Origin of the sequence: Streptomyces sp. Y7 (assembly GCF_043195415.1) — a bacterium.
Lineage (GTDB): Bacteria > Actinomycetota > Actinomycetes > Streptomycetales > Streptomycetaceae > Streptomyces.
In genome coordinates, this window is record NZ_JBIDDQ010000003.1 from 232,224 (window position 1) to 257,203 (window position 24,980).

Below are 24,980 nucleotides of genomic sequence, written 5' to 3' on the forward strand. Positions count from 1 at the left end.
GTTTCCCTCCCCTGCGAGGGCCCCCTGCCCCCGCACAAGTGCGCGGATGTTACCAATGGGTTGTGCGGCCGGAAACGAGCGGGCCGCACCGGAGCCTCGTCACTCGTCCGCGTCCGCCGGCGGGCTGAGTGCTTCCTCCTCCAGCAGCCGCTCCGCGATGTCGTCCGCCCACGCCCGCACCCATCGGCGCAGCTCGGGCACCGACTCCGCGTCCAGGCCCCGGGCGGTGAACTCACGGTCGTCCAGCATCTCCGTCGCCTCCAGACGGGACTGCAGGTCGGCCGGGTCGAACTCGTCCCAGGCGTGCCGGCGGCCCTGTTCCTCCAGGTCGGGGAAGCTCCAGTGGGCGGCGGCGACGTAGACGTCGGTCAGGTCGCGGGCGGTGCCCCGGTCGGCCAGCGCGCGGACCTTGGTGCCGATGAGGTCCTCCACGGAGAGAGCGGGGCCCAGGTCGGTCCGGACGGGCCGCTGCCAGAGGGTCTCCTTCAGCACGTCGACCGGCTGTTCCTCCGCGCCTGCCACACCGGTGACCAGGAGGCGGGCGGACAGCGGATCGATCTCCAGGGGGCGCACCAGCCAGCCGCGTTCCGTCAGGCCCGTGCGCAGGACCGCCGCGACCCGGTCCATCGGCTCGGGGCTCTCGGTGGCCACTTCCAGCGGCCCTTCGACGGATGCCTCCGGCGACACCTGCGGGATCAGGCCATGGGCCCGGACCGCGTACCAGCCGGCCAGCACGAGTGGGTAAGGGGCGCCGATCGTGAGGACGTCGGTCAGCAGGTGGTGGCGCAACGGGATCATCGTGCGCCGATTATGGCGGCCCCGCCGGGTCGGCTGACCACGGCGGGGCCGGATGCGCGGGCTACTTCGCCACGAACTGCGTAAGGATCGCCTGCACCTCGTAGATGTCGACGCCCTTGGTGAACGTCTTCTCGATCGGCGTCGGCGTCCCCGAGACCCAGATCTTCAGCTCGGCGTCGAGGTCGAAGGTGCCGGCGGTCTCGACGGCGAAGTGCGTGATGCTGCGGTACGGGATGGAGTGGTACTCCACCTTCTTGCCGGTGATGCCCTGCTTGTCGACCAGGATCAGGCGGCGGTCGGTGAACAGGATGGTGTCGCGTATCAGCAGGTAGGCGGCGTGCACCTGCTCACCGTGACCCAGCAGCCGGGCGAAGTCCTGCTGCGCCTGACCCGAGTCGATGGTGTGCGCGTTACCGAAGAGCGCCATGAATGGATCCCCCCACTTGATGGCTCTACATGATCTTCGCAATGTATAGCGCCTGGGAGGGGTCCAGGCATAGAGGGGTAAACGATCAGGTGTCGTACGAACCGTCCCAGGGCGCGCCGAAGCCCAGGTTGTCGGGATGGAGCTCGGCCCACGCCTCCTCGTCGTCCTCGCCGGTGACCAGGCCGAACAGCACGCCGTCCACGGTCAGCTGGAAGGGTCGTATCGCGATGTCCTTGTACGTCCGCCGGGGCAGACTGCGCAGCAGGGTCGCGAGATGGACGCGGGCACGCGCCAGCGGCGATTCGGCACCCTGCGGGGCGCGCTGCTGCTCGGCCCAGGTGCCGGCACACCAGATCTCCGAGTCGCGGTACCGGCCCTCGGGATCGAAGGTGTGCAGGACCGCGTAGAGGCGTTTGTGCTCTTCCCAGCCGGAGTCGAGTTCGAAGCCCTTGGGGAAGGCGTAGGTCACCGACCCCATGAACTGCCCGTCCTCGTAAAAGCCGATCGCCTCGGTACGGCCGTGCGGCTCGTACGCGATCGGGATGACCTCAGGGACTGCCATGGCGGAAACCATACGGTCGTGCGGGGGGACATGGTGCCCCCGGGGTGGGATCGATGCCAACAGGATGGACAACATCCGCGTGATGTCCCCGAGTTGGCCACGGATCGGTCAAGAAATTCACGACAGCCGTGGGAAGAGGACCGCACCCTTCGTGACCGTGGTGCCGGCCGGGAGCCTGCCCCACTCGCCGGCCTCCTGGATCCGCTGGTCCTCGAGGGCGCCCAGGGACGCCCCGGCGCCGAGGGAGTCCCAGAGCTTGCGGGAGGTGTCGGGCATGACCGGGTTCAGCAGGACGGCGACGGCCCGGAGGGACTCCGCGGCGGTGTACAGGACGGTGGCCAGCCGGGCCCGGCCCTGCTCGGATTCGTCCTTCGCGACCTTCCACGGCTGCTGCGCGGTGAGATAGCCGTTGACCTGCTTCACGAAGTCGAGGACGGCCAGGATGCCGCCCTGGAAGTCCAGCTCCTCGCCGATCCGGCGGTCGGCCTCCGCGGCGGCCTTCGCCAGCCCTTCCCGGACCGCCCGCTCGGCCTCTCCGGCGGCCGTCGCGGCCGGCAGTTCGCCGCCGCAGTACGTGCCGACCATGGCCGCCACCCGGGAGGCGAGGTTGCCGTAGTCGTTCGCCAGCTCGCTGGTGTAGCGGGCGGAGAAGTCCTCCCAGGAGAACGAGCCGTCCTGGCCGAAGGTGATCGCGCGCAGGAAGTACCAGCGGTACGCGTCCACGCCGAAGTGCGCGGTCAGGTCCTGCGGCTTGATGCCGGTCAGGTTGGACTTGCTCATCTTCTCGCCGCCGACCAGCAGCCAGCCGTTGGCCGCGATCCTGCCGGGCAGCGGGAGGCCGTTCGCCATCAGCATCGCCGGCCAGATGACCGCGTGGAAGCGGAGGATGTCCTTGCCGACGAGGTGGACGTCGGCCGGGAAGGTCGAGGCGAACTTCTCCGGGTTCTCGTTGTAGCCGACGGCGGTGGCGTAGTTCAGCAGCGCGTCGACCCAGACGTAGATGACGTGCCGCTCGTCCCAGGGCACCGGGACGCCCCAGTCGAACGTCGAGCGCGAGATGGACAGGTCCTGGAGGCCCTGCCGTACGAAGTTCACGACCTCGTTGCGCGCGGACTCGGGCTGGATGAAGTCCGGGTGGGCCTCGTAGTGGGCGAGCAGCCGGTCGGTGTAGGCGCTGAGCTTGAAGAAGTAGTTCTCCTCCTTCAGCAGCTCCACCGGCTTCTTGTGGATCGGGCAGAGCTTCTGTCCCGCGTACTCGCCCTCGCCGTCGAGCAGTTCGCCGGGGAGCTTGAACTCCTCGCAGCCGACGCAGTACGGCCCTTCGTAGCTGTCCTTGTAGATCTCGCCCCGGTCGTGGAGATCCTGGACGAACTCCCGCACCCGGTCGGTGTGCCGCTGCTGCGTGGTGCGGATGAAGTCGTCGTTGGCGATCTCCAGGTGCTCCCACAGGGGCTGCCAGGACTCGTGGACGAGCCGGTCGGCCCACTCCTCGGGGCCGACGCCGTGCGCCTGCGCGGTGCGCAGGATCTTCTGCCCGTGCTCGTCCGTGCCCGTCAGGAACCAGACGTCCTCGCCGCGCATGCGGTGCCAGCGGGCGAGGACGTCGGCCGCGAGGGTGGTGTAGGCGTGGCCCAGGTGCGGGGCGTCGTTGACGTAGTAGATGGGGGTCGTGACGTAGTACGTCATGACCTCACTCCATCACAGGCCGACGACGGCCCTCACCTGCTTTTACGCCGGCTCGCCGCCGAAGCGCTCCTTGTATGCCTCCAGGTCCTCGTCCGTGAGCTTGGCGAAGAGGACCGGCGGGACGGTGAAGGGGGTGCCGACGGGGACGGCCGTGAGGGAGCGGGCCTCGTCCGCGCTCACCCAGGTCGCCGTGTCGTCCGCGAGTGCGAACGCCTGGCGCATGGCTGCCGACGACGACGGGATGAAGGGCTCCGAGACCACCGCGTAGAGGTGGATCAGGTTCATCGCCGTGCGCAGGGTGAGGGCCGCGCCGTCCTTGTCGGTCTTGATCTCCAGCCAGGGCGCCTTCTCCTCCAGGTAGGAGTTGCCGGCCGACCACAGGGCGCGCAGGGCGGCCGCCGCCTTGCGGAACTGGAGCGCCTCCATCTGCGACTCGTACTCGGCGAGGAGCTCGGCGATCTGCTCGCCGAGCTTCGCCTCCGCCTCACCGGGCTCGCCGCCCGCCGGGACCTCCTCGCCGAAGCGCTTCTTGGAGAAGGACAGGACGCGGTTGACGAAGTTGCCGAGGGTGTCGGCCAGGTCCTTGTTCACCGTGGCCGTGAAGTGCTCCCAGGTGAAGGAGGAGTCGTCCGACTCGGGGGCGTTGGCGATCAGGAAGTAGCGCCAGTAGTCGGCGGGCAGGATCTCCAGGGCCTGGTCGGTGAAGACACCGCGCTTCTGGGAGGTGGAGAACTTTCCGCCGTAGTACGTCAGCCAGTTGAAGGCCTTGACGAAGTCGACCTTCTTCCACGGCTCGCGGATGCCGAGCTCGGTGGCCGGGAACATCACGGTGTGGAAGGGGACGTTGTCCTTGGCCATGAACTCGGTGTAGCGGACGGTGTCGTCGGCCTCGTACCACCACGACTTCCAGTCGCGGTTCTCCGGGTCCTGGTCCGACCACTCCTTCGTCGCGCCGATGTACTCGATCGGGGCGTCGAACCAGACGTAGAAGACCTTGCCCTCGGCCGCCAGCTCCGGCCAGGTGTCCGCCGGGACGGGCACGCCCCAGTCCAGGTCACGGGTGATCGCGCGGTCGTGCAGGCCCTCGGTCAGCCACTTGTGGGCGATGGAGGAGGCCAGGTGCGGCCAGACGCCGTCGTGGCGCGTGACCCACTCCTCGACCTCGTTCTGCAGCTTGGACTGCAGGAGGAAGAGGTGCTTGGTCTCGCGGACCTCCAGGTCCGTGGAGCCGGAGATCGCCGAGCGCGGGTTGATCAGGTCCGTCGGGTCCAGGACGCGGGTGCAGTTCTCGCACTGGTCGCCGCGGGCCTTGTCGTAGCCGCAGTGGGGGCAGGTGCCCTCGACGTAGCGGTCCGGGAGGAAGCGGCCGTCGGCCGGGCTGTAGACCTGGCGGATCGCCCGTTCCTCGATGAAGCCGTTCTCGTGCAGCTTGCGGGCGAAGTGCTGGGTGATCTCGACGTTCTGCGGGCTGGAGCTGCGGCCGAAGTAGTCGAAGGCCAGCGCGAAGCCGTCGTAGACCGCCTTCTGCGCCTCGTGTGCCTGCGCGCAGAAGTCCGCGACCGGGATGCCCTGCTCCTTCGCGGCCAGCTCGGCGGGGGTGCCGTGCTCGTCGGTGGCGCAGATGTAGAGGACGTCGTGGCCGCGCTGGCGGAGGTACCGGGAGTACACGTCCGCCGGGAGCATGGACCCCACCATGTTGCCCAGGTGCTTGATTCCGTTGATGTACGGAAGGGCGCTGGTGATGAGGTGTCGAGCCATCGGGGGCTGCTCCCAGGTCGGAATTCGGGGTTCTTGGTTCTTTGCGAACCTTGAAATCGTAGCCGACACGGGTGGGCCGCCCGCTTCCCGTTTTGAGGGGCGGGAAAGGGCGGCCCGGGTGATCTACGGGTGCTACGGGCGCCAGTCGATCAGTACGCCGTCGTAGAGTTCCGCGTCCGTGAGCTCCAGGGGGGTCGGGCCCGCGTGGAAGAAGGCCGTGTTGTCGGTCTTCAGCTTGCGGAGGTAGTCGAACGCCTTGTTGTCGTGGTCGCCGAACGCGATGAAGGAGAAGAACACCGAGGGGTGGCTCTTCGCGGCTTCGGTGAGGGCGTGGGTGGCCGGGGTCTTGGCGTCGGGGGCGCCGTCGGTCTGGAAGACGACGAGGGCGGGGGCGCCGGGGGTGGCGTTCTTGTCGTAGTGGGCGAGGACGGCTTCCACGGCGGCGTGGTAGCTGGTGCGGCCCATGCGGCCGAGGCCGGCGTGCGCGTCGTCGATCGCGGTCTCGGAGGAGGTGGGGGTGAGGTCGGTGGTGCCGTCGACCTCGGTGGAGAAGAAGACGACGTGTACGGAGGTGTCGGGGGCGTCGGGGTCCAGGTGCTCGGCGAGGGCGAGGGTCTGGTCGGCGAGGGCCTGGGCGGAGCCGTCCTTGTAGTACGGGCGCATGCTCGCGGAGCGGTCGAGGACGAGGTAGACCTTGGCGCGGGCGGTGGTGAGGCCGGCCTTTGCGAGGGCGACGGCGGGTGGGGTGGCCGCGGCCTCGGCTTCGCCTTCGGCGTTCTTGTTCCCACCCGCACCACCCGTGCGGCTCTCGTCGTCGGCTGCGAGTGGCCCCTGTGCGGCGTCCTCGCCGTCGGCGGCCGCGACTCCGTCGCCTTCGACGGCCTCGACCGGAGCGGTCTCGACCGGAGCGGCCTCGACGACCGGCTCGGGGGTGACCGGCTCGGGGGCGGTCTCGGCGGTGGCCGGCTCGGGCTTCGAGACCTGCTCGGGCGCCGCGACGGGCTCGGGCTCGGCGTCGGGCGTGACCTCGGCGGACGTCTCGGGCTCAGCGGCCGTCTCCGTCTCGACCACGGCGACGGGCTCGGGCTCCTCGGCGGCGGGCTCCTCAGCCGCCGGCTCCTGCACGGCCGGCTCCGCGGTGACCGGGGTCTCCTCGACGGCGGCCTCTTCGGCGATGGCCTCTTCGGCGACGGGGGTCTCGGTGACCGGCTCCTCAGCCGTCGTCTCCTCAGCCGTCGTCTCCTCAGCGGCGGGCGCCTCCGAGACGGGCTCCTCAGTGACCGGCGCCTCCTCGGCGACCGGCTCCACCGCAGCCGGCTCCACCGCCGCCGGCTCCTCGGCAACCGGCTCCTCGACAGCCGCCGGCTCTTCCGCGACCGGCGTCTCCTCAGCGGCCTTCGGCTCCTCAGCGGTGGCCTTCGGCTCCTCGGTGACCGGCGTCGCCTCCTCGGCCGTCGCCTCCTCGGCCGTCGGCTCCTCGGCCGTCGCTTCCTCGGCCGTCGCCTCCTCGGCCGTCGGCTCCGTCGGCTCCGCCGGCTTCGGGACCGTCACGTTGTCGAAGGCTGCCGAGACCAGCTCGTGTTCGTCGTCCTGAACGTCCTGAACGTCCTGATCGGCCGGCTTGGTCTGCGGCTCGGCGCTCGCAGTGGCCTCCGGGGCCGGGCGGTCCGCGCTGCGCGGCTCCGGGACCTGGGCGGTCACGGTCGGCTGGGGCTCCGGGGACGGGGACGGGACCGTCGGCCGGGGTTCCGGCGAAGGCGTCGTCGCACCCTCTGCTTCGGCGGTACGCCCCTTGCGTGACCGGCCGAATGCGTTCCGCAGGAGAGTGAGAATGCCCATGTGCGCAACCCTTCGCGTGAGTTGATGCCCGTAGATCCCTGGCCAGGACGGACACGTAAGGTTAGCGGCCCCGGATGGCGATCTTGGGGAGGGGCGGGCACGAAGGGGTCCCGACGGTCAAGGGCGACATCGGGTCGATCAACGGCGGCACGCCAACCGCCGTACATCCACCCCTGGTTCACCCTTCGTTCATTCAAACGCCCCGCTCCCGCACAAACGTGCCCCTACCGTCCCCCACGCTGCATTCAAGGGGAAGCAAGGGGAGTACCAAGAGCCATGCGTATTCAGTTGCCGATCGTCAGCGTCAACAATGACTCGCATCATGGTGGCAGAGCAGCCCTGACCTGCCGCTTCCGGTGTGGCGACGCCTGTTTCCACGAGGTGCCGAACACCACTACCAACCCGTATGTCGGTGATGTCATCGCCGACGCCCTCAGCCGCCGTACGGTGATGCGTGCCGCGGCCGTCGTCACCGCGGCCTCCGCGGTCGGCGCCACCGCCACCGTCGCCGCCCCGAAGGCGAGCGCCGCCGAGACGGCCGCCGCCGGCGCCGCGACCAGCACCCGGCACGCCTCCCGCGGCGCCCGCGGCCTGCGTTTCGAGCCCGTCGCGCCGAACACCGCCGACACCGTGACCATCCCGGACGGCTACGCGCAGAACGTCGTCATCCGCTGGGGCGAGCCCATCCTGCGCGGCGCGCCCGCGTTCGACCCGGACAACCAGACCGCCGAGTCGCAGTCGAAGCAGTTCGGCTACAACAACGACTTCCTCGCCCTGCTGCCGCTGCCGGGCGAGCACAACCGCCAGATCCTCGTCGCCAACCACGAGTACACCGACGAGGTGCTCATGTTCCGTGGTTACGACGCCGCCAACCCGACGAAGCAGCAGGTCGAGGTCGCCTGGGCGGCCCACGGCCTGACCGCCGTCGTCGTCGAGGGCGACCGGCGGTCCGGGAAGCTCACGCCCGTGCCCCGTCACCCGCTCAACCGCCGCGTGACCGCGACCAGCGAGTTCAAGGTCACCGGTCCGGCCGCCGGCTCCGACCTGCTGAAGACCTCCGCCGACCCGACCGGCACCAAGGTCCTCGGCACCCTGAACAACTGCTCCGGCGGCGTCACCCCGTGGGGCACCACGCTGCACGGCGAGGAGAACTTCAACCAGTACTTCGCCAACGCCACCCGCGCGACGGACAAGCGCTACGGGATCGGAACCGGCGCCACCGAGCGCAAGTGGGAGCGTTTCGACAAGCGCTTCGACGTGGCCCAGGAGCCCAACGAGCCGCACCGCTTCGGGTACGTCGTCGAGCTCGACCCGTACGACCCCACCGCCAAGCCCCGCAAGCGCACCGCGCTGGGCCGCGTCAAGCACGAGGGTGCGACCGTGCGGCTGACCGACGACGGCCGTCCCGTCGTCTACACCGGTGACGACGAGCGCTTCGACTACTTCTACAAGTTCGTCGGCAGCAAGCGGATGAAGAAGGGCAGCTCGCGCGCTGTGCGGGAGCACAACCTCTCGCTGCTCGACGAGGGCACGCTCTACGTCGCCAAGCTCACCGGCGACTCCCCGGCCATCGAGATCGACGGGACGGGGAAGCTCCCGGCCGACGGCGAGTTCGACGGCAGTGGTGAGTGGATCCCGCTGGCCACGGCGACGGCGAAGGGTGCCGTCTCGCACGTCGAGGGCATGAGCGCCGAGGAGGTGTTCGTCTTCACGCGCCTCGCCGGTGACAAGGTCGGCGCCACCAAGATGGACCGCCCCGAGGACATCGAGCCCAACCCGCACACCGGCAAGGTGTACGTCGCCCTCACGAACAACAGCAACCGCGGTGTCGGCTCGAACGCCAAGGCGGACGAGGCCAACCCGCGCAACGCCAACAAGCACGGCCAGATCCTGGAGCTGACCGAGCGCTGGAACTGCGCCGACAGCAAGAAGTTCGCCTGGAAGCTGTTCCTGGTCGCGGGCGACCCGAACGACCCGGCCACCTACTTCGCCGGGTTCCCGAAGGACGACGTCTCCCCGATCTCCTGCCCGGACAACGTCGCCTTCGACTCCCACGGCAACCTGTGGATCTCCACGGACGGCAACGCCCTCGGCAACCACGACGGTCTCTTCGGCGTCGCGACCCGCGGTGAGCGCCGTGGTGAGCTGAAGCAGTTCCTGACGATGCCGAACGGCGCGGAGACCTGCGGCCCGGTCATCCAGGACCGCCGCGTGCTCGTCGCCGTGCAGCACCCGGGCGAGATCGACGGCGCGACGGCCGAGAAGCCGCTGAGCGCCTGGCCCGACGGTGCCGGCAAGATCAACCGGCCGGCCGTCGTGGCCGTCTGGCGCAAGGACGGCTGCGACATCGGCGTCTGAGCCGGTGGCTTTACGGGAGTGCTGGGACCGGCGGCATCGGTTCGTCGTCGTGTTCCAGCCACTCCCGGTACGCGGGCGCCTGCCGCGCCGCCTCCCAGTACGCCTCCGCCAGCGCGGGATACACCCCGTCGAGGTCCGTCTCCGTACGGGCCGCGAGGAGCAGGCGTACGCCGAGCGGGTCGCCGCGCAGGCGCCGTACCGCCATCGTGGGGCTGTCGGCGTGGGTGGGCTGGCAGACGGCGACGACCTCGCCGGTGGCGACCAGGGCGTCGGCCGTGTAGTAGTCGCCGTGCAGGACGTGCGGGTTGACGCCGGCCGCGCGGAACATCCGCTGCACGGCGTCCCACTCCCCGTCGACCGTCGGGTCGACCATCCACCGGTCGTCGGCCAGGTCACGCAGGCTGACCTCGGACTTCGCCGTGGCCGGGTGGTCGGTCGGCAGCGACACGAACTGCGGCTCGCGCTCCATCAGCACGCGCAGCCGCAGCTCGGGCGGGATGCGCAGGGGGGAGCCCTCGACCTCGTGCACGAAGGCGACGTCGAGCTGGCCCTCGGCGACCATGCGCAGCAGGGCGTTGGGGGAGACGTTCATGTGGAGGGTCGGGTCCTGGCCCTGTCCGCGCAGCCGGCGCAGCCAGCCCGCCAGAGCCTTGCTCGCGGTCGAGCCGACGCGCAGCTCGGGGCCGCCCACCGCGGCGGCTCGCGCCTCGGCGACCAGGGCGCGCATATCGGCCATCAGCGGCCTGGCACGGCTGAGCACCAGCCGGCCCAGGGGCGTGGGACGGCAGCCGGTTCGCGCGCGCAGGAACAGCGCACCACCCAGCTCCTGCTCGATCCGGCGCAGTTGTGTGCTGAGCGACGGCTGAGCGACACCCAGCTCGCGGGCGGCCCGGTGCAGACTGCCGGTGTCGGCTATGGCGCACAGCGCGCGGAGGTGTCTCACCTCGAGCTCCATGCCCTGGGACATTAAAACGGAATCAAAGCTTTCACCAGCCGCACAAATCACCGTGGAACGCTGCTAATTGGGGTCCTGATAGGGCAGTGCTATCACCGATTGCCATCATCACAGCGGCCACACAGGAGCAGACACTCGCCTTGACGACTCACCCCCCACCTAGGAGTCATCGATGCGTATGTCCTTTTCCCTGTCCGCCCGTTCAGCGGTCGCGGTCGGTCTCGGTGTGGCGGCTCTCGGCTTCGGCACGGTCGCTCCGGCTTCGGCCGCCCCCGACCACGCCGGCTTCGTCGCCCGGTCCTCGGACTCCGACGCCAGCAATGCCTTCTTCCAGGCCGTCCTGAAGTCGGTCGCCGAGAAGCGTGCCGCGAACCCGAGCGCCGCCGCCGTCACCGTCACCTACGACGCCTCGGGCGCTCCGACGTTCAGCGCGCAGATAGCCCGCAGCACCCAGATATGGAACAGCTCGGTGTCCAACGTCCAGCTCCAGCAGGGCTCGAACGCCGACTTCACGTACCGCGAGGGCAACGACCCGCGCGGCTCGTACGCCTCGACCGACGGACACGGCGGCGGCTACATCTTCCTGGACTACCAGCAGAACCAGGAGTACGACTCCACCCGCGTCACGGCGCACGAGACGGGACACGTCCTCGGCCTGCCGGACCACTACGAGGGTCCGTGCAGTGAGCTGATGTCGGGCGGCGGCCCCGGCCCGTCCTGCACCAACTCCCAGCCGGACGCCAACGAGCAAGCCAAGGTCGAGCAGCTGTGGGCCAACGGGTTCGCCGCCGCGATGGACAAGGCCCTGCACAAGGCCAACCGCTAGGCAAGACCAGACCCACCCCCCACATGGCGCGGTCGCCCTCCTGCACGGGGCGGCCGCGCCGGCCTTTGGGTACGCCCAAGAGCCCGGGGCTTCAGAGGTCGGATTCAGCGCGGGGACGTGATGGCGCGTGCCGCCGCCACCTCTTGCCTCAGCGGTTCCAGGACGCTTCCCGCAGGGCCCGTGAGGTCCGTGCGGACCTCGTAGAGGGTCTCGGCCTCCCGTACGCCCTCCGCCAGCTCCCGCAGCTGGCGGGCGACCTGGGTGACCTCGGCGGAGGACGGCGGGGCCGCTCCGTGGCGGACCCGGACCCGTGCCGCCGTCGTCGCGTCCACGATCCGTTCCACGGCCACGACCAGCGGCCACCAGGCGGCCGCCCGGCGTCCGGTGGGCGGCGGTTCGGTCAGGGCGCGCTGGAACTCCGTGCGGACGGCGGAGAGGTCGCGGTAGAGGCCGCGGCGCATCCGGGCGCGGGCCGGCGGGTCGACGGCGTCCGGACCGAACACGGCCTCCACATAGCGGGCCGTGTCCTCCACCGCCCTCGCGAGCCGGTCGCCGACACGGGTGTGCCAGCTCTCCGGCCACAGCAGGTACCCGGCGACCAGGGCGATCGCGCACCCCATCAGGGAGTCGACCAGACGCGGCAGCAGCAGCCCGGTGCCCTGGCGGTTCAGGACGTCGGACAGCAGCAGGATCACCGGCGTGATGGCGGCCGTCTGATAGCCGTACCCGCGCGGTGTGAGGGCCGGGACCAGCGGCGCGAGGACCAGCAGCACCGGCACGTCCCACCAGCCGCGCGGCACCTCCGCCAGCACCGCCGCCGCGATGACCAGCCCGGCGACCGTGCCGAGGGCCCGCAGCAGCGCCCGGGAGAAGACGGAGCCGAAGTCGGGCTTGAGGACGAAGGTGATGGTCAGGGCGACCCAGTAGGAACGGGGGACGGCGATGATCGACACCAGGACCTGGGCGATGCCGATGCACAGGGCCAGGCGCAGGCCGTAGCGCCAGGAGGCAGCGGACAGGGCGACGTTGCGGGCGGCGCGCGCGGCCCGGATGCTCAGCGCGGCCGGCCGGCCCAGACGGTCGTCGATGCCGCGGGGGTCGACGTCGGGGGTGGCGACGACCTCGGCGGCGTACCGCAGGGCGTGGTCGACGGCCCGGGTGGCCTCGGTGGCCGGGGCGGCCGGCTTCAGCCCGGTGGGGCCGGTGTACCCGGTCTCCACCGCGGAGGCGAGATGCCGTACCGCCTCGGGGATCTCGGGCGGCAGCCGGGTGCCGCCGAGGTGGGCGGCGGGCGCGGCCTCGACGACGGGGGTGATGGCGTTCAACTGGGCGAGCAGCCGCGCGAGTTCGGGGCTGCGGCCGTGGTGGCGGGCGCGATGGGCGAGGACGGTGTCGTACGACTGGTTCAGGGACTGGGTGACGGCGTGCCGGGCGTCGTCGTAGGTCTGGGTGCCGCCGCCGACGGCCGTCAGCAGCTGGGCGACCGTGCGGTAGGTGTCCGCGACGGCGGCCCGTTCCGGCACCCCCGACCTGAGCGGCCAGGCGAGCAGCGCGAGGGCCAGGACGAGCAGTCCGCCGCCGGACATCAGCAGCGGCGCCAGCCACCACTCGCCCGGCATCGGCAGGCCCGCGCCGACCACGCACGTCAGCAGCAGCACCAGGCCCGACGCGGAGGCGACCGCACCGATCGTCGAGATCATCCCGGAGACCAGGGCGACCCCGGTGACGGCGGCGACGGCGACCCAGCCGCGGCCGTACACCAGGGCGCCGACGGTGACGCCGACGGCGCCGAAGAGCTGCGGGATGGCGATGGTGGGGATGCGGACCCGGTAGGCGGCCGCGGTGTCGCTGATGACGCCGTTGAGGGCGCCCATGGAGGCGAGGGCGCCGTAGAAGGGGCGGTCGACGGCGAGGCCGATGGCCAGCGGCAGGGCGATCGCGACGGCCGCCCGGACCACGGCCGCCCAGTTGACGGGGGCGGGCTGGGCCCGCAGGTTCCGCACGAGCCAGTCGGGGGGTGTGAGGCCGATGGGGAGCTCGCGGGGCATGCGGCCCATTATGGGCACCCGTCTTCAGCTCATCGGCCCTGGTGAAGCGTGAGGTCCGCGACAACGGCGCGATGATCGGTGTCGGTCAGGTCGAGGAAGCGGACGGCGCGCACGGAGAAGTCGTCGGAGAGCAGCACATGGTCGATCTGCACGCCGAACGCGGGCGTCGTGCGGGCCGGCCAGGTGGGCGTGCGGTCGTGGCCGTCGAGCCGGGCGGCGTCCTGCAGGCCGGTGTCCAGGATCCGGCGGAAGGCGGCGTGGTCCTGGGAGGCGTTGAAGTCCCCGGCGACGACGAGGGGCGTGCGGTGGTCCTCGGCGGCGAAGTCCCGCAGCTCGCCGAGCTCCCGCCGCCACAGGTCGGTCCGGCCGGGCAGCGGCGGCATGGGGTGCGCGAGCTGGAGCCGTACGGCGTGCCCGCGTATGTCGGCGACGGCGCCCGGCATGGCCATGGCGCCGTCGACGCCTTCGGCGGGGTCGAGCGGGAAACGGCTGAGGACGACGGAGCCCTTGGAACCGCCGGCCACCTGGGCGGCCCGGTGCGGGTAGTCGCCGCCGAGCGCCTTCTTGAGCGTGTCGTCGCAGGTGAACTCGCATTCCTGGACGAACACGATGTCCGGCTTCGCTCGGCGGACGTCGGCGACGAGGGCGTCCGTCGCCTGCCCGAACTCGACGTTCGAGGTCAGCACCCGGAAGGAGACGAGCGGGGGTCCGCCCGCCCGGGTCGTCCTGCCGTACGGCTCGATGAACCAGGCCAGCGCGCCCAGCAGCGCGAGGGCCCACACGACGCCGAACCACCAGCGCGCCAGCAGCGCGAGCAGCAGCCCGAAGCCGGCGGGCACGAGCAGCCACGGCAGGAACGCGAGGAACTGCGGGACCGGGGTGACGCCGTCGCTGTCGGCGACCCGGCAGCCGACGACCACGCTGACCGGCAGGAACAGCAGCCCGGCCACCCAGGCACCGAACCGCCGGCCGCCCCGCCGTGCGGGACCGCCCTCCGGTCGTGCCGTCCACTGGGCAGCCGCAGTGTCCAAGTCCCGGCCTTCCGCTCGCGGGTGCGATGCCCGAATCCTCCCTCAAAGACGGGGCCCGTGGGGCGAAGGTTGCGTGGAGCCGTCGACCTGCTCCAGGAACGCCGCCAGCGCCTCGTCGAACTCCTCAGGCCGCTCCAGGTTCGGCATGTGTGCCGCCCCCTCGATCACCCGGAGGGTCGAGTGCGGGAGGGCCCTGTGCATGGCCTCGGCGTCCGCCACCGGGGTGTAGGTGTCGTCGGCGCCCACCACGACCAGGGCGGGGACCGTGACCCGGGTCAGCAGCTCGCGGTAGTCGGGGCGTTCGGCACGGCCGCGCAGGGCCGCCGCCGCGCCCTCGGGCGGGGTCGCCGTCATCATGCGGTGGACGTGGGCCTTGACCTCGGCGGACGCGTACGGCGCGACCATCTTCTCCAGCACCTCGTCGGCGTACCCGCGCATGCCCTCGCGCAGCAGCCGGTCCGCCATGGCGCCGCGCACCCGCTTGCCCTCCTCGGTCTCGGCCGCCGGGAAGGTGTCGGCCAGGACCAGTCCCCGGACGCGTTCGGGGAAGCGGGCGTAGCACTCCATGACGATCTGGCCGCCCATCGACAGGCCCCCCAGGACGAAGGTCTCCACCTTCAGCTCGTCGAGCAGGGCCTCGATGTCCGCGGCGAAGCCGGACAGCGGGGTGACGCCCGGGACGACCGGGGAGGCGCCGTAGCCGCGCAGGTCGGGGGCGACGACCCGGCGGGCGGCGGAGAACGTCTCGAGCTGCCGGGCCCACATCGTGCGGTCGAAGGGATGGCCGTGGACGAGGACGAGAGGAACCGACGCGCTATCGGCGCCTCTGTCCTCGTATGCGAGGAAAGGGGTCATGTGAACGACCCTAGATCGCCCCAACTCCTCGGTGCAATAAGATCTTTGCTCTCGGTGCAATGTCAGGGGAGGGCACGTGGACGACTACCGGCGCATCGCCGACCGCATCGCCGACGAGATCACCGCCGGACGGCTGAGGCCCGGCGAACGGCTGCCCCCGCAGCGGGTGTTCGCCCGCCGGCGCGGGATCGCCGGATCGACGGCGGGGCGGGTGTACGCCGAACTCGTCCGGCGCGGACTGGTCGTCGGCGAGGTCGGCCGCGGCACCTTCGTCCGCGCCGCCCCCGAGGCCACCGGCCGGGCCCTCGTCGAGGCCGCGACCGCGGCGCCGGTCAACCTGGAGCTCAACTACCCCTGCGCGCCGGGCCAGTCGGAGCTGCTCGCCCCCGCCCTCGCACCGCTCCAGCGCCCCGACGTCCTCACCGAGGCGCTGCGCCCGTCTCCCGCCGACGGCACCCCCGCGGCGCGCGCGGCGGCGGCCGCGCTGCTCGCCACACCCGACTGGCACCCCGTTCCCGGGCGGATCCTGTTCACCGGCAACGCCCGCCAGGCCGTCGCCGCCACCCTCGCCTCCCTGGTCCGGCCCGGTGGCCGGGTCGGCGTCGAGGCGCTGACGTACCCGGTGGTCAAGGACATCGCCGCCCGGCTCGGCATCACCCTGGTGCCGCTCGCCACGGACGAGGAGGGCCCGCGCCCCGAGTCCGTCGCCGCCGCCCACCGCACCGCTCCCCTGGCCGCGCTCTACCTCCAGCCCACCCTGCACAACCCGACCTCGCTGACGACCGGCCCCGAGCGCCGCCGCCTGCTCGCCCGCACCGTGCTCGACCTGGGCATCCCCGTCGTCGAGGACCGGATCTGGTCCTTCCTCACCGACGACGACCCCCTCGCCGCGCACGCGCCCGGCCTCACCCACGTCGTCGACGGCCTCTCCAAGCGCGTCGCCCCCGGGCTCACCGCCGGCTTCGTCGCCGTCCCGGAGGGGCGCGTCGACGCGGTGGCGGCGGCCGTGCGCTCCGGTGGCTGGAGCGCCGGGCGGTTCGCGCTGGAGGCGGCCGTGCGGTGGATCGAGGAGGGCACCGTGCGGCGGCTGGTCGAGGCGAAGCGGACCGACGCGGCGCGCAGACAGCGGGTGGTGGCCGAGGAACTGCGGGACTTCGCCGTACGGTCCGATCCGCGCGCCTATTTCGCCTGGTGGGAGCTGCCCGCGCCGTGGCGTGCGGACACCTTCACGGCCGCCGCGGCCGCGCACGGCATCGCGGTGACGCCGGGCCCCGCCTTCGCCGTCGACCCGCACCGCACCCCGGACGCCGTCAGACTCGGGCTCGCGTCGGCTCCTGAGCCGGATCTGCGGCGGGCACTGCGGACGCTTGCCGGCGTTGCGCGAGGAACCCCGTGAACCGGCACACCAGGGCCACCGCCAGACCCACGACGACCAGCAGCCACGACACCGTGCGCAGCGTCTGCGTCAGGGCGTCGTAGATCGCGCCGGCGGCCGGCCGGTGCGCGGCCTCCGGGACGTCGGCGAGGGTGAGCCGGCGGCCGATCGCCACCGCGAGCGCGAGGAACGCGCCGCCGAGCGCCGTGCCCAGGGCGGTCGCGGTGACCGCGCGACGGCGGCACGCGGCGACGGCGATCCCGGTCCCGGCGAGGACCGCGGCCGAGACCGGCAGCCAGAATCCGGCGACTTCGAGCACGTCGTACCCCTTCCTGAGCCGCGCCAGTTCGTCCGCCGGGAGGACGGGGACCTCGGTGTGCTCGACCGGGATGTGCCGGGCGAGCGGGACGTGGTCGTCGGTGAGCCGGCGCTTGACCTGCGCGGTGATCGGGGCCAGATCCACGGTGACCGCGCGCTCGCTGTCGTCCCGCAGGGCCCGCAGCACGGCGTCGTGGACCGCCCGGTTGCCCGCGTCCCACGCCGTGTGGAAAGCCTCGGTCCGGGTGAACGAGCGCACCGCGTCGTCCACGAAGGGCCGCACGCCGGCGGTACCGGGAGCCTCCGGTGACGCCTTCAGCCGGTCGTCGACCTCGTCCAGGATCCCGGCCTCGACGGTGTCCGCGACCGCGCCCTGCACGGCCGGATCCGCGGCGAGCGGCGCCATCGCCGTGACATAGCGGCCGGCGTCCGCCAGCCCGTAGGTCACCCAGGCCGCCAGCGCGCCGAACGGCACGAGCAGGCACGACAGGGCGATCAGCGCTGCCGACAGGGCGTTCCGGACACGGGTGGGCACACCTTCAGGCAAGGGTCACCGGGGCGGGTGCGCCAGGCGGATGCCTGCATACGGCCGCACGGCACCGCTCTCCGGTGGAGGGTTCACCCGAACGGGTGTCTCATGGAGCAGAGGAGAGGACCGGGTTGTGGGTGGATGAAGGGGAAACGGTCCGGCCCCGGCACCGCCGCGCCGTCGGCGGGCGGCCGGGGCCGGCCCGTGCGCGGCTCAGCCGATGCGGTGGCCCGCGGCGTCCTCGTGCGTGTAGTAGCGGTAGAACATCACCGCGAACGTGACCGCGCCGATCACCGCCCCCATCACGCAGGACCTGATGAGGGCCGCGCCGGCCTGGCTGTACAGGAATCCGAACGCGGCGCCCACGAAGGCCGCCCACACGATGGCGTGCAGCTCGCGCCGCATGTGCGGGGCGAGGGCGCGGACGCCGACGTAGACGATCATGAACACGGCCGCGGTGACGAAGCCGAAGAGCAGGTTCCAGCCCGTGATCTCGCCGCCGGAGCGCCGGTTCGCCGCGGCCCAGTAGCCGTAGATGAGCCCGAGGACCACCGGTGTCACGATGCCCGCGATGCGGTGGGTCCGTGCGCTGAAGACGTCGGGCAGCGGGGTGAGCGCCGCCGGGGTCCGTGCGCCGGGCGTGGGTGCCGCGTGAGCCATGAGAGCACTCCTCTCTCTCCTCGCCCCCGCCATCAAGGGCACACCCGGGAGCGGTCGGACGGCAAGTCGGCGTGCTCGCCGAACTCGCCGGTGCGGGCCCGGGTACCCGGATGCGGCGCGTTGAACGGCGTGCTTGTCTGAGGCGCATGAGGGCCGTCAGCGACGGTGCATCCGGCCTGAAGGGTGATGCACCCCGGCAGGGTCTGCTGCGCGTGCGGGGCCGCAGCGTCGCCTGGCTGCCGCCGCTGCTGCTGCTCGTCGGGATCGTGGCCGTCGACTTCCGGACCACGGCCGACTTCCGGATCCTGTCCTGGATCGTGCTGGTGCCCGGTATCGCCGCCGCCATCTGCGGGGTCTGGGGGACGGCCGTCTTCGCGGTCCTCGCACCCGCCGTGTACGTCGCCGCGGACGCCGTCCTGCCGCACGAGTACCAGGCCGGACTGCCCGACCTCGTCCTCGCCGGCATCGGTGGTGTCCTTGCCACGGCGGCCTGCGTGGTCCGGGTGCGCGGCGAGCGGCGCATGGGGCACATCCAGGACGTCGCCGCCACCATCCGCCGCACCGTGCTGCGGCCGCTGCCGCCGGGCTGGGGCGGCCTGGAGCACGCGGCCGTCTATCTCGCCGCCGACAGCGAGGCCAGGGTCGGCGGCGACTTCTACGACATCCAGATCGGCCTGTACGGCACCCGCGTCATCCTCGGCGACGTCCAGGGCAAGGGCCTGGGCGCGGTGGAGGTGGCGGCCGCCCTGCTCGGCACGTTCCGCGAGGCCGGATACCACGAGCCGGACCTGGCGGCGGTCGCCCTGCGCCTGGAGGAGCGGCTGGAGCGGCACATCCTCATGCGGGAGGCCCTCGGCCGGGAGGAGCGCGACCGGTTCGCCACCGCCGTCCTGATCGGCTTCCCCGAACGGGAGCCGGAGGCCGTGGTCGCGGTCGTTCTCGGCCACGACCCCCCGCTCGTCGTCGGCCCCGACGGCGTACGGCACCTGCCGCCCGGCCACGGCCTGCCCCTCGGCATGGCCGGACTCGACCCCCGCGGTGAGTCGCCGCCCGTGCTGCGCGTACCCCTGCTCCCCGGCGAGACCCTGCTGCTGACCACGGACGGCGTGACCGAGGCCCGGGACGGCGACGGCACCTTCTATCCGCTGGCCGCCGACGTCACCGAGGCCGTCGCCGCCGACCCGGGCCTCGCACGGCCCCAGCGGCTGGTCGCGTTCGTGCGGGAGCGCACGTTGCTGCACTGCGGAGGGCATCTCGCCGACGACACCACGGTGTTCGCGGTGCGGCGGCGTGCGGATGCCGGGAAAGGTGGGGGGAATGGGGACGGAAATGGACGTTTGCAGGGCTGAGATCCCTTCTTTGCACCCGCAGCGGTTACGGTGCTGCCGTACGTGATCGACGGGGGATGGGGAGGGACCGATGCCCGGAACCGTGCTGCTGCTCGCCGCCTCACCGGTGGGCAAGGGCTGTCTGGTGGACGCCGCCTCCGTGCTTCCCGTCCTGGCCGCGGTGCCGCCCCCGGTGCTCTCGGGCACCGACACCGCCAACGTCGTCGAACTCGCCGACCCGCTGGAGCCGCAGGCCGTCCTCACCCGGCTGCGCGCCGCCGCGGCCGCGCCCGGGCCGCTCACCGTGTTCGTCGCCGGGCAGCTCCAGCTGGACCGGCGCCAGCACCTGCCGCACCTCGCGCTGGCCCGCTCGACCCCGGCGTCCGTCCGCTACACCGGGTTCCCCTGGCACTGGTTCCGTGAGGAACTGCGCCTGCGCGCACCGGGTTCGACCTCGCTCGTCGTCGATCTGCACGCGGATGCGGAGACCTGGGAGTGGCTGCTGGCCAACCCCCTCGACTCGGGGCGCACCAGCGCCGTGTACGGCCGGATCGCGCCGCCGCCCAACCGCCGTACGGTGGCGGGCCCGGCGTACATGAAGGCGGTCGCGACCCTGCTGCGCAGCGGACACCGCCCGCCCCTGGACCAGTTGCACCAGCAGGCTCTCGCGCGGATCTCGCCGGAGGCCGGTGTGGGCACCGACATCGTGCTGACGGCACAGGGCCCCGCGCAGGCGTCCGTGCCGCCCTACGTCCCGAACCCGGTACCGGCCACGGCACCCGCCGTGCCCGCGGCCTCCGTCGTACCGGCGGCCTCCGTCGTGCCCGCGGCACCGGCCGTGCCCGCGGCGGCCCCGGTGCTCGCGGCGCAGGCCGTGCCGGCGTCGGTGCCGAGCCCCGAACCGGCCCGCCTGACCGGCACCCCGCCGACGCTCGTGCTGACCTCCGTGCCGGGCCCGCCGCCCCGCCCCACGCGGCGTCCCGTGCCGGTCGATCCCCATGCCGCGATCACCGCGGCCGTGCAGTCGGGGCAGCACGACGACGCCGACGCGTTGGCGGCCCTGGAGGAGCACGGGGCCATGCGGGCGCACGGGCCCGCCTCGCCGGAGGCCCTGCACTGGAGCGAGGTCCGGGCGGACCTGGCGATGCTGGCGGGGGACCCGGTGCGCAGCTGCCGTACCTGGCTGACGGTCGCCTCCGCCCGGCTCGGCGCGGGGCAGACCCCGGACACGCCCGCGGTGGAAGCCGCGGTGGACCGGGCGCACCACCAGTGGGGCCAGATCCGCGACACCGTGCTCGCGCGTGAACTGGGGTCCGCCCTGGCCGAGTTGCGGGGGAGGGTTCCAGGGCGCCGCCGGGGCGCCCTGGAGAACATCCACCGCCGACTGCGGGAGTTGCAGGTCAGCGGGTGAAGGCTCAGCGGGTGAAGGTGAAGTACTTCCAGGAGCCGTACGTCGTCGCGTTGACGTTGTCGCCCGACGCCGTGTCGATGTAGGACGAGCGGATCCGGAACCGGACGCCCGTGGGCGGGTTGTCGTCCAGCAGGACCGAGTCCTTGCCGTAGCGGTCGAGGGCGAAGTACTCCGTGGCCGTCGTGTGCCAGGCGCTGCTGTAGAACTGCTGGATCTGGAACTGGTACGTGCGGCCCGGGTACATCGTCATCGCCGTGTTGTAGACCGGGTCCTTGGACTGCCGGAAGTAGGAGTACTTCTCGTTCCAGGCCGTGGCCGTCTTGTAGGCGCCGCTCAGCGAGGAGGAGACGCTCACCTTCGTGTAGACGGTGTTGGTCGTCGTCTTCGCCGCGTACCGCGTGTCGCCCGTGAACTTCGCGCTGATCTTGGCGTCCCGGGTCAGCCGCACGGTCGCCGTGAGGTTGCCGCCCGAGTCGACCGTGCCCTTCTTGACGAGCGCGTTGGGCTTGTCGGAGCCGTAGGGGTCGGCCCAGATCTCCACCGTGCGGTTCTTGTAGGTGGTGCCCAGGTGCGCGGTGAAGGTGACGCTGCTGTTGTAGGCGTACACCTTCAGGTTGTTGTTCAGCGTCAACGTGGTCGCCGACCTGGCGACCGTGACCGAGCGCGTGGCGGTGGCCCCCGCGTGGTCCGCGTCGCCCGCGTAGGAGACCGTGTACGTCACCTTGCCGCCGGCCGGCGGGGTGTCGGTGAAGGTGTACGAGCCGTCGGCCGCGACCGTCGCCGTGCCCAGCGCCTTGCCCGCCGGGGACTCGTCGTCGGTGCGGGTGACGGAGACCTTGGTCCCGGTCGGGAACGCGGCCGACGAGGTCAGCGAGCCGGTCACCGTCAGCGGCTTGGCGCGGGTCGCCGTCGCCGGGGCGTTCGCCGTGAGGGTGACGGGCGACTTCGTCGGGGCGTCGAAGATGCGCAGCGAGTACACGTCGCTGTCGTTCAGCGACACCGCGAACAGCTTGCTCTCGTCCGGCGCCCATGCCAGGCCGCGCGCGGCGAGGGTGTCGGAGCCGCTGCTGTTGCCGGTGTTGGGGAAGTCGTACTGCTTGACCGGGGTCGACACGCCCTGCTTGAAGACGTGCACGTCCGGGTCGTACCAGGAGAAGGTGCCGGCCGCGACGTCGCCGTTCGGGGCGATGTCCACCGCGTTCGGGTAGGTGTTGGTGACGTACTTGCCGTCCGCCGACAGGTCGGACAGCTTGTAGACCGCCTGGTAGTACGGGGCGCCGCTGGCGGTGATCACGTCCTTGCCGTCGGGCGTGACCGCGAGGTCGGCGAGGTTGCCGCCGCCGGTGTTCCCCGGGTCGAAGGCGTACGCGCTGCGGCTGGCGGTGCCCGACGAGACGTCGTACACGGCGAGTTCGACCGGGCTCTGGCCCGGCGCGCCCGCGACCAGCGTGCCCGGGGCGCCCGCGGAGGCGTCCAGGATCGGGGCGTCGTAGAAGGTACGGCCGGTGTCCTGGCCGAGGGCGAGGACCGGGTCGGGGCCGCTCAGGTCGAGCGAGCCGATGTTGCCGTCACCGCCGGATCCGTAGCTGAACCAGACCTTGCCGCCGGTCAGGGCCACGTACCGGGGAGCGGCCGTGCCGGTGGACCAGCGGTGGGCCTCCGTCGCCGTCGCCGTGTCGATGGCCACGATCGCGTCGGCGTCGCCGACGGCCGCGTACACGGTGCCCGAGTCGGGCGACAGCTCCAGCCCGCGGACACCGGGCAGCGAACCGACGGTGCCGACGACGGTGCCGGCGTAGTTCGTGACGACGACCTGGCCGGCGGTCGGGTCGCTGATGAAGACCCGCTGGTGGGCCCCGTCGACGACGATGTCGCCGGTCGACTTCAGGGGCACGGGGACGCCGGCGTCGGCGGCCGCCGACCCGGCACCGGCCGCGACCAGCGCGACCGAGCTGAACAGGACCGCGAGTGCCGTCGCGGTAGGGAGAGTGCGTCTGCGCACGGTTCTTCGAACCCCCCGGAACGAAAAGAAAAGGAGGGCGGCCGCGGCGGGAATCGGGCACGCGTGCCGCCTGAGTGATCGAAGGCTAGGTCATGTCACCGACAACGAGGTGAAGGGGGCCGTAAGAGACGGGTGAGAACGGCCGGGAACCGCCCCTCGGGGCCCTGATCCCGGGACCCGGGCGTTCCTCCGGGCGGCGCCGGAACGTCACCCGGACGGCTCGGCGCGCTGGTGGTCGTCCTGCCGGGGTGGTGCCTTATGAAGACGTGCCGATCTTGGGCGCGTCCTCGACACCAGCTCAGGAGGCCCTGCGATGCCCCGTCCCTCGGCCCGTGCCGTCATCGCCCCGGCGCTCTTCGCGGGCGCGTTGCTGACCGTGTCCGCGTGCTCCGTCTCGTGGCCGCAGCGGGCGGCCACGGCCGGGCCCGCCTCCCCGGCGGCACCCAGCGGCGGGACGCGGGCCCCCGCGGCCGCGCCGACGCTCACCGAGGGCCAGGCGCGGGCGGCGCTGATCACCGAGGCCGACCTCGGCGAACCCTGGACGCCCACCGAGGGGTTCGCGACCTGGCGGGACACCATGCTGAAGGCGACCACCGACTCGGCCGAGTGCCGGCGGCTGCTCGACGTCCTGTACGCGGAGGACCTGTTCGGACCGGACGCCCGCACCCGGGCCTCGACGGCGCTGGACGACCCCTGGGACGAGGCCCAGCTCCGCTACCGGATCGTGGCCCACCGGCCCGAGGACGTCGACGCGACGCTGGCGTGGCTCGGCACCCTGCCGGACGCGTGCGGACAGTTCACGGCGACCGCGCGCGGCGGGCACCTCGAGGTGGAGGTCGGCAAGGCCGAGATGCCTCAGGTCGGGGAGGCCCGGCAGGGTCTGCGGATCGTCCTGCGCGGTGTCTCCGAGGCCGACGACGCGCCCACGCTCACCCTGCACCTCGCCGCCGTCCGGGTCGGCGACGACGCGATCACCGTCACCAACGGCGGCCTCGCCGAGGTACCGGCCGACGCCACCTGGGCGGCCGTCGAACTCGGCGCCCACCGTCTGGCGGAGGTCAGGAAACAGGGCCGGCAGGACGTCTAGGCCATGCGCTCGACGGCGTCCTTCGCCTCCTTCAGGCCCGCCCCGGTGATCTCCCGGTAGACCTTGATCGCCTGGATCTTCTTGTCGCCCCGCAGCAGCGCGACGACCTCGTCCATGCGCGGGTCGACCGGCTCGCGCAGCCCCAAGTGATCGATGACCAGATCGAGTTTGCGCTCGACCCGGGCGACGCGCTTGTCGGCAAGGGAGATCCGGCTCTGGACGCCCATGACCGCCAGGACGCCGACGAGGATGCAGAAGAGACCCGCTATTTCCATGGTCGACGATCCTATGGGGGCCCTGGGTTCCCGGACGTCCTCCCTAGAACTCGTCGTCGAACCGCAGCCGGTGCCTCAGCACGTCCCGCGCCGTGTCCAGTGCCGTACGGCCGTGCGAGAACGCGTGCGCGCGCAGCCGGGCCAGCGCCTCGTCCGTGCCGATGTGCAGCTGGGCCATGATCATGCCGGTGGCCTGGTAGACCCGGTCATGGTCGGTGGCGAGGCCGCTCAGCCACCGTTCGGCGCCCGGCTCGCCGGCCTCCTCCATGTGCGGCAGCGCCATCAGCGCCACCGTCATCAGTCCGGCGACCGTCCGTGCCGTGAGCAGGTCCCGGTCGGTGAGGTCGCCGGGGGACTCGCGGTAGAGGTCGAGCGTGCCCACGCACACGGCGTCGTTGCCCAGCGGCATCGAGTACACCGCCCGCACTCCGGCGGCCGTGGCCTGCTGGGCGAAGACCGGCCAGCGCAGCACGTCCTGTCCGGCCGTCAGGTCACGGGCCAGTACGGGTAGGCGGCTCTCCGCCGCCGACTGGCAGGGTCCGTCGCCCAACGTGGCCTGGATCTCAGTGACATACGCCGCCTGCGCGCTGCTCGCGCCGAGCTGCACGGGCAGTCCGTCACTGTGCAGGGACACACTCGCGCCGCTGACGGGCAGCAGCTCCACGGCCACGTCGCACAGCCGCCCCGGTACCTCACCCGGCCCCGCACCGCGCACGCCCTCGGCGACGGCGTCCGCCGCTTCCCAGCCCCGCTCTCGCTCGTCCTCGGGCCGCACGGCAGCCTCCTCGCTCGAGCGCGGCCGGCATCTCGCCTCCAACCCCGCCCGACTACCCGCAACCCCCCACACAAAAC

The 24,980-nt window shown here is 72.1% G+C and carries 21 protein-coding genes; 6 read left to right on the top strand and 15 right to left on the bottom strand.

Translation table 11 applies throughout. The features are described from left to right. Nucleotides 1-99: 99 nt before the first annotated feature. From ACGFW6_RS12125 to ACGFW6_RS12150, 6 genes are all read right to left on the bottom strand, one after another. Nucleotides 100-798 (bottom strand): nucleotidyl transferase AbiEii/AbiGii toxin family protein, encoded by a 699-nt coding sequence (locus ACGFW6_RS12125; protein ID WP_393507330.1) that lies wholly within the window; start codon nucleotides 796-798, stop codon nucleotides 100-102. A 61-nt stretch (nucleotides 799-859) separates the two neighbouring features. Beyond that, complete coding sequence (locus tag ACGFW6_RS12130) at nucleotides 860-1,225, bottom strand: PH domain-containing protein (protein ID WP_030950219.1); 366 nt, start codon at nucleotides 1,223-1,225, stop codon at nucleotides 860-862. Between the two features lie 85 nt (nucleotides 1,226-1,310). Beyond that, complete coding sequence (locus ACGFW6_RS12135; protein WP_393507332.1) at nucleotides 1,311-1,787, bottom strand: hypothetical protein; 477 nt, start codon at nucleotides 1,785-1,787, stop codon at nucleotides 1,311-1,313. A gap of 117 nt (nucleotides 1,788-1,904) precedes the next feature. Further along, nucleotides 1,905-3,473 (bottom strand): methionine--tRNA ligase, encoded by a 1,569-nt coding sequence (metG, locus tag ACGFW6_RS12140; RefSeq protein ID WP_393507334.1) that lies wholly within the window; start codon nucleotides 3,471-3,473, stop codon nucleotides 1,905-1,907. Between the two features lie 42 nt (nucleotides 3,474-3,515). After that, nucleotides 3,516-5,231, bottom strand: coding sequence for a methionine--tRNA ligase (metG, locus tag ACGFW6_RS12145; RefSeq protein ID WP_393507336.1), 1,716 nt, complete (start codon nucleotides 5,229-5,231; stop codon nucleotides 3,516-3,518). Between the two features lie 132 nt (nucleotides 5,232-5,363). After that, nucleotides 5,364-7,070: a VWA domain-containing protein gene (locus ACGFW6_RS12150; protein WP_393507338.1), complete on the bottom strand. Its 1,707-nt coding sequence runs from the start codon at nucleotides 7,068-7,070 to the stop codon at nucleotides 5,364-5,366. 276 nt (nucleotides 7,071-7,346) lie between these two features. On the opposite strand from ACGFW6_RS12150, the gene ACGFW6_RS12155 reads away from it, so the two are divergent. Next, nucleotides 7,347-9,428 (top strand): PhoX family protein, encoded by a 2,082-nt coding sequence (locus ACGFW6_RS12155; protein ID WP_393507340.1) that lies wholly within the window; start codon nucleotides 7,347-7,349, stop codon nucleotides 9,426-9,428. Nucleotides 9,429-9,438: 10 nt separating this feature from the next. On the opposite strand, the gene ACGFW6_RS12160 is transcribed toward ACGFW6_RS12155, so the two are convergent. Then, the gene (locus ACGFW6_RS12160) at nucleotides 9,439-10,383 is read right to left on the bottom strand and encodes a LysR substrate-binding domain-containing protein (protein WP_393507342.1); all 945 of its coding nucleotides are present in this window, start codon (nucleotides 10,381-10,383) and stop codon (nucleotides 9,439-9,441) included. 178 nt (nucleotides 10,384-10,561) lie between these two features. Between ACGFW6_RS12160 and snpA the strand changes: the two genes are divergently transcribed. Further along, nucleotides 10,562-11,209, top strand: a complete 648-nt coding sequence (gene snpA / locus ACGFW6_RS12165) for a snapalysin (protein WP_393507831.1) — start codon at nucleotides 10,562-10,564, stop codon at nucleotides 11,207-11,209. A 104-nt stretch (nucleotides 11,210-11,313) separates the two neighbouring features. Here the strand turns inward: snpA and ACGFW6_RS12170 are convergent, their stop codons facing one another. Genes ACGFW6_RS12170 through ACGFW6_RS12180 form a run of 3 tightly spaced genes read right to left on the bottom strand, consistent with a single transcriptional unit; the run spans nucleotide 11,314 to nucleotide 15,143 of the window. Continuing rightward, nucleotides 11,314-13,257 (bottom strand): FUSC family protein, encoded by a 1,944-nt coding sequence (locus tag ACGFW6_RS12170; protein ID WP_393507344.1) that lies wholly within the window; start codon nucleotides 13,255-13,257, stop codon nucleotides 11,314-11,316. A gap of 29 nt (nucleotides 13,258-13,286) precedes the next feature. Then, the gene (locus ACGFW6_RS12175; RefSeq protein ID WP_393507346.1) at nucleotides 13,287-14,288 is read right to left on the bottom strand and encodes an endonuclease/exonuclease/phosphatase family protein; all 1,002 of its coding nucleotides are present in this window, start codon (nucleotides 14,286-14,288) and stop codon (nucleotides 13,287-13,289) included. A gap of 42 nt (nucleotides 14,289-14,330) precedes the next feature. Next, nucleotides 14,331-15,143: an alpha/beta fold hydrolase gene (locus tag ACGFW6_RS12180; protein ID WP_393507348.1), complete on the bottom strand. Its 813-nt coding sequence runs from the start codon at nucleotides 15,141-15,143 to the stop codon at nucleotides 14,331-14,333. A gap of 76 nt (nucleotides 15,144-15,219) precedes the next feature. Here ACGFW6_RS12180 and ACGFW6_RS12185 point away from each other — a divergent pair, with 76 nt between their 5' ends. Continuing rightward, nucleotides 15,220-16,539, top strand: a complete 1,320-nt coding sequence (locus ACGFW6_RS12185; protein ID WP_393507350.1) for a PLP-dependent aminotransferase family protein — start codon at nucleotides 15,220-15,222, stop codon at nucleotides 16,537-16,539. On the opposite strand, the gene ACGFW6_RS12190 is transcribed toward ACGFW6_RS12185, so the two are convergent. Both ACGFW6_RS12190 and ACGFW6_RS12195 read right to left on the bottom strand, forming a co-directional pair. Beyond that, a complete protein-coding gene (locus ACGFW6_RS12190) occupies nucleotides 16,454-17,371 on the bottom strand; it encodes a hypothetical protein (protein WP_393507352.1) in 918 nt (305 codons plus the stop codon). The genes ACGFW6_RS12185 and ACGFW6_RS12190 overlap by 86 nt on opposite strands. A 207-nt stretch (nucleotides 17,372-17,578) precedes the next feature. Then, nucleotides 17,579-18,025, bottom strand: coding sequence for a hypothetical protein (locus ACGFW6_RS12195; protein WP_393507354.1), 447 nt, complete (start codon nucleotides 18,023-18,025; stop codon nucleotides 17,579-17,581). A gap of 146 nt (nucleotides 18,026-18,171) precedes the next feature. Between ACGFW6_RS12195 and ACGFW6_RS12200 the strand changes: the two genes are divergently transcribed. Continuing rightward, nucleotides 18,172-19,374 (top strand): PP2C family protein-serine/threonine phosphatase, encoded by a 1,203-nt coding sequence (locus tag ACGFW6_RS12200; protein WP_393507356.1) that lies wholly within the window; start codon nucleotides 18,172-18,174, stop codon nucleotides 19,372-19,374. A 70-nt stretch (nucleotides 19,375-19,444) separates the two neighbouring features. Further along, nucleotides 19,445-20,764: a hypothetical protein gene (locus ACGFW6_RS12205; protein ID WP_393507358.1), complete on the top strand. Its 1,320-nt coding sequence runs from the start codon at nucleotides 19,445-19,447 to the stop codon at nucleotides 20,762-20,764. A gap of 4 nt (nucleotides 20,765-20,768) precedes the next feature. Here the strand turns inward: ACGFW6_RS12205 and ACGFW6_RS12210 are convergent, their stop codons facing one another. Continuing rightward, nucleotides 20,769-22,766 (bottom strand): Ig-like domain repeat protein, encoded by a 1,998-nt coding sequence (locus ACGFW6_RS12210; protein ID WP_393507359.1) that lies wholly within the window; start codon nucleotides 22,764-22,766, stop codon nucleotides 20,769-20,771. 313 nt (nucleotides 22,767-23,079) lie between these two features. Between ACGFW6_RS12210 and ACGFW6_RS12215 the strand changes: the two genes are divergently transcribed. After that, entirely contained in the window at nucleotides 23,080-23,853 is a 774-nt protein-coding gene (locus tag ACGFW6_RS12215) for a hypothetical protein (protein ID WP_393507361.1), read from the top strand. On the opposite strand, the gene ACGFW6_RS12220 is transcribed toward ACGFW6_RS12215, so the two are convergent. Next, a complete protein-coding gene (locus tag ACGFW6_RS12220) occupies nucleotides 23,850-24,128 on the bottom strand; it encodes a ribosomal protein L7/L12 (RefSeq protein WP_393507363.1) in 279 nt (92 codons plus the stop codon). The two genes, ACGFW6_RS12215 and ACGFW6_RS12220, sit on opposite strands and share 4 nt — an antisense overlap. Before the next feature lie 43 nt (nucleotides 24,129-24,171). Further along, nucleotides 24,172-24,903: a GAF and ANTAR domain-containing protein gene (locus ACGFW6_RS12225; protein ID WP_393507365.1), complete on the bottom strand. Its 732-nt coding sequence runs from the start codon at nucleotides 24,901-24,903 to the stop codon at nucleotides 24,172-24,174. Nucleotides 24,904-24,980 lie beyond the last annotated feature (77 nt).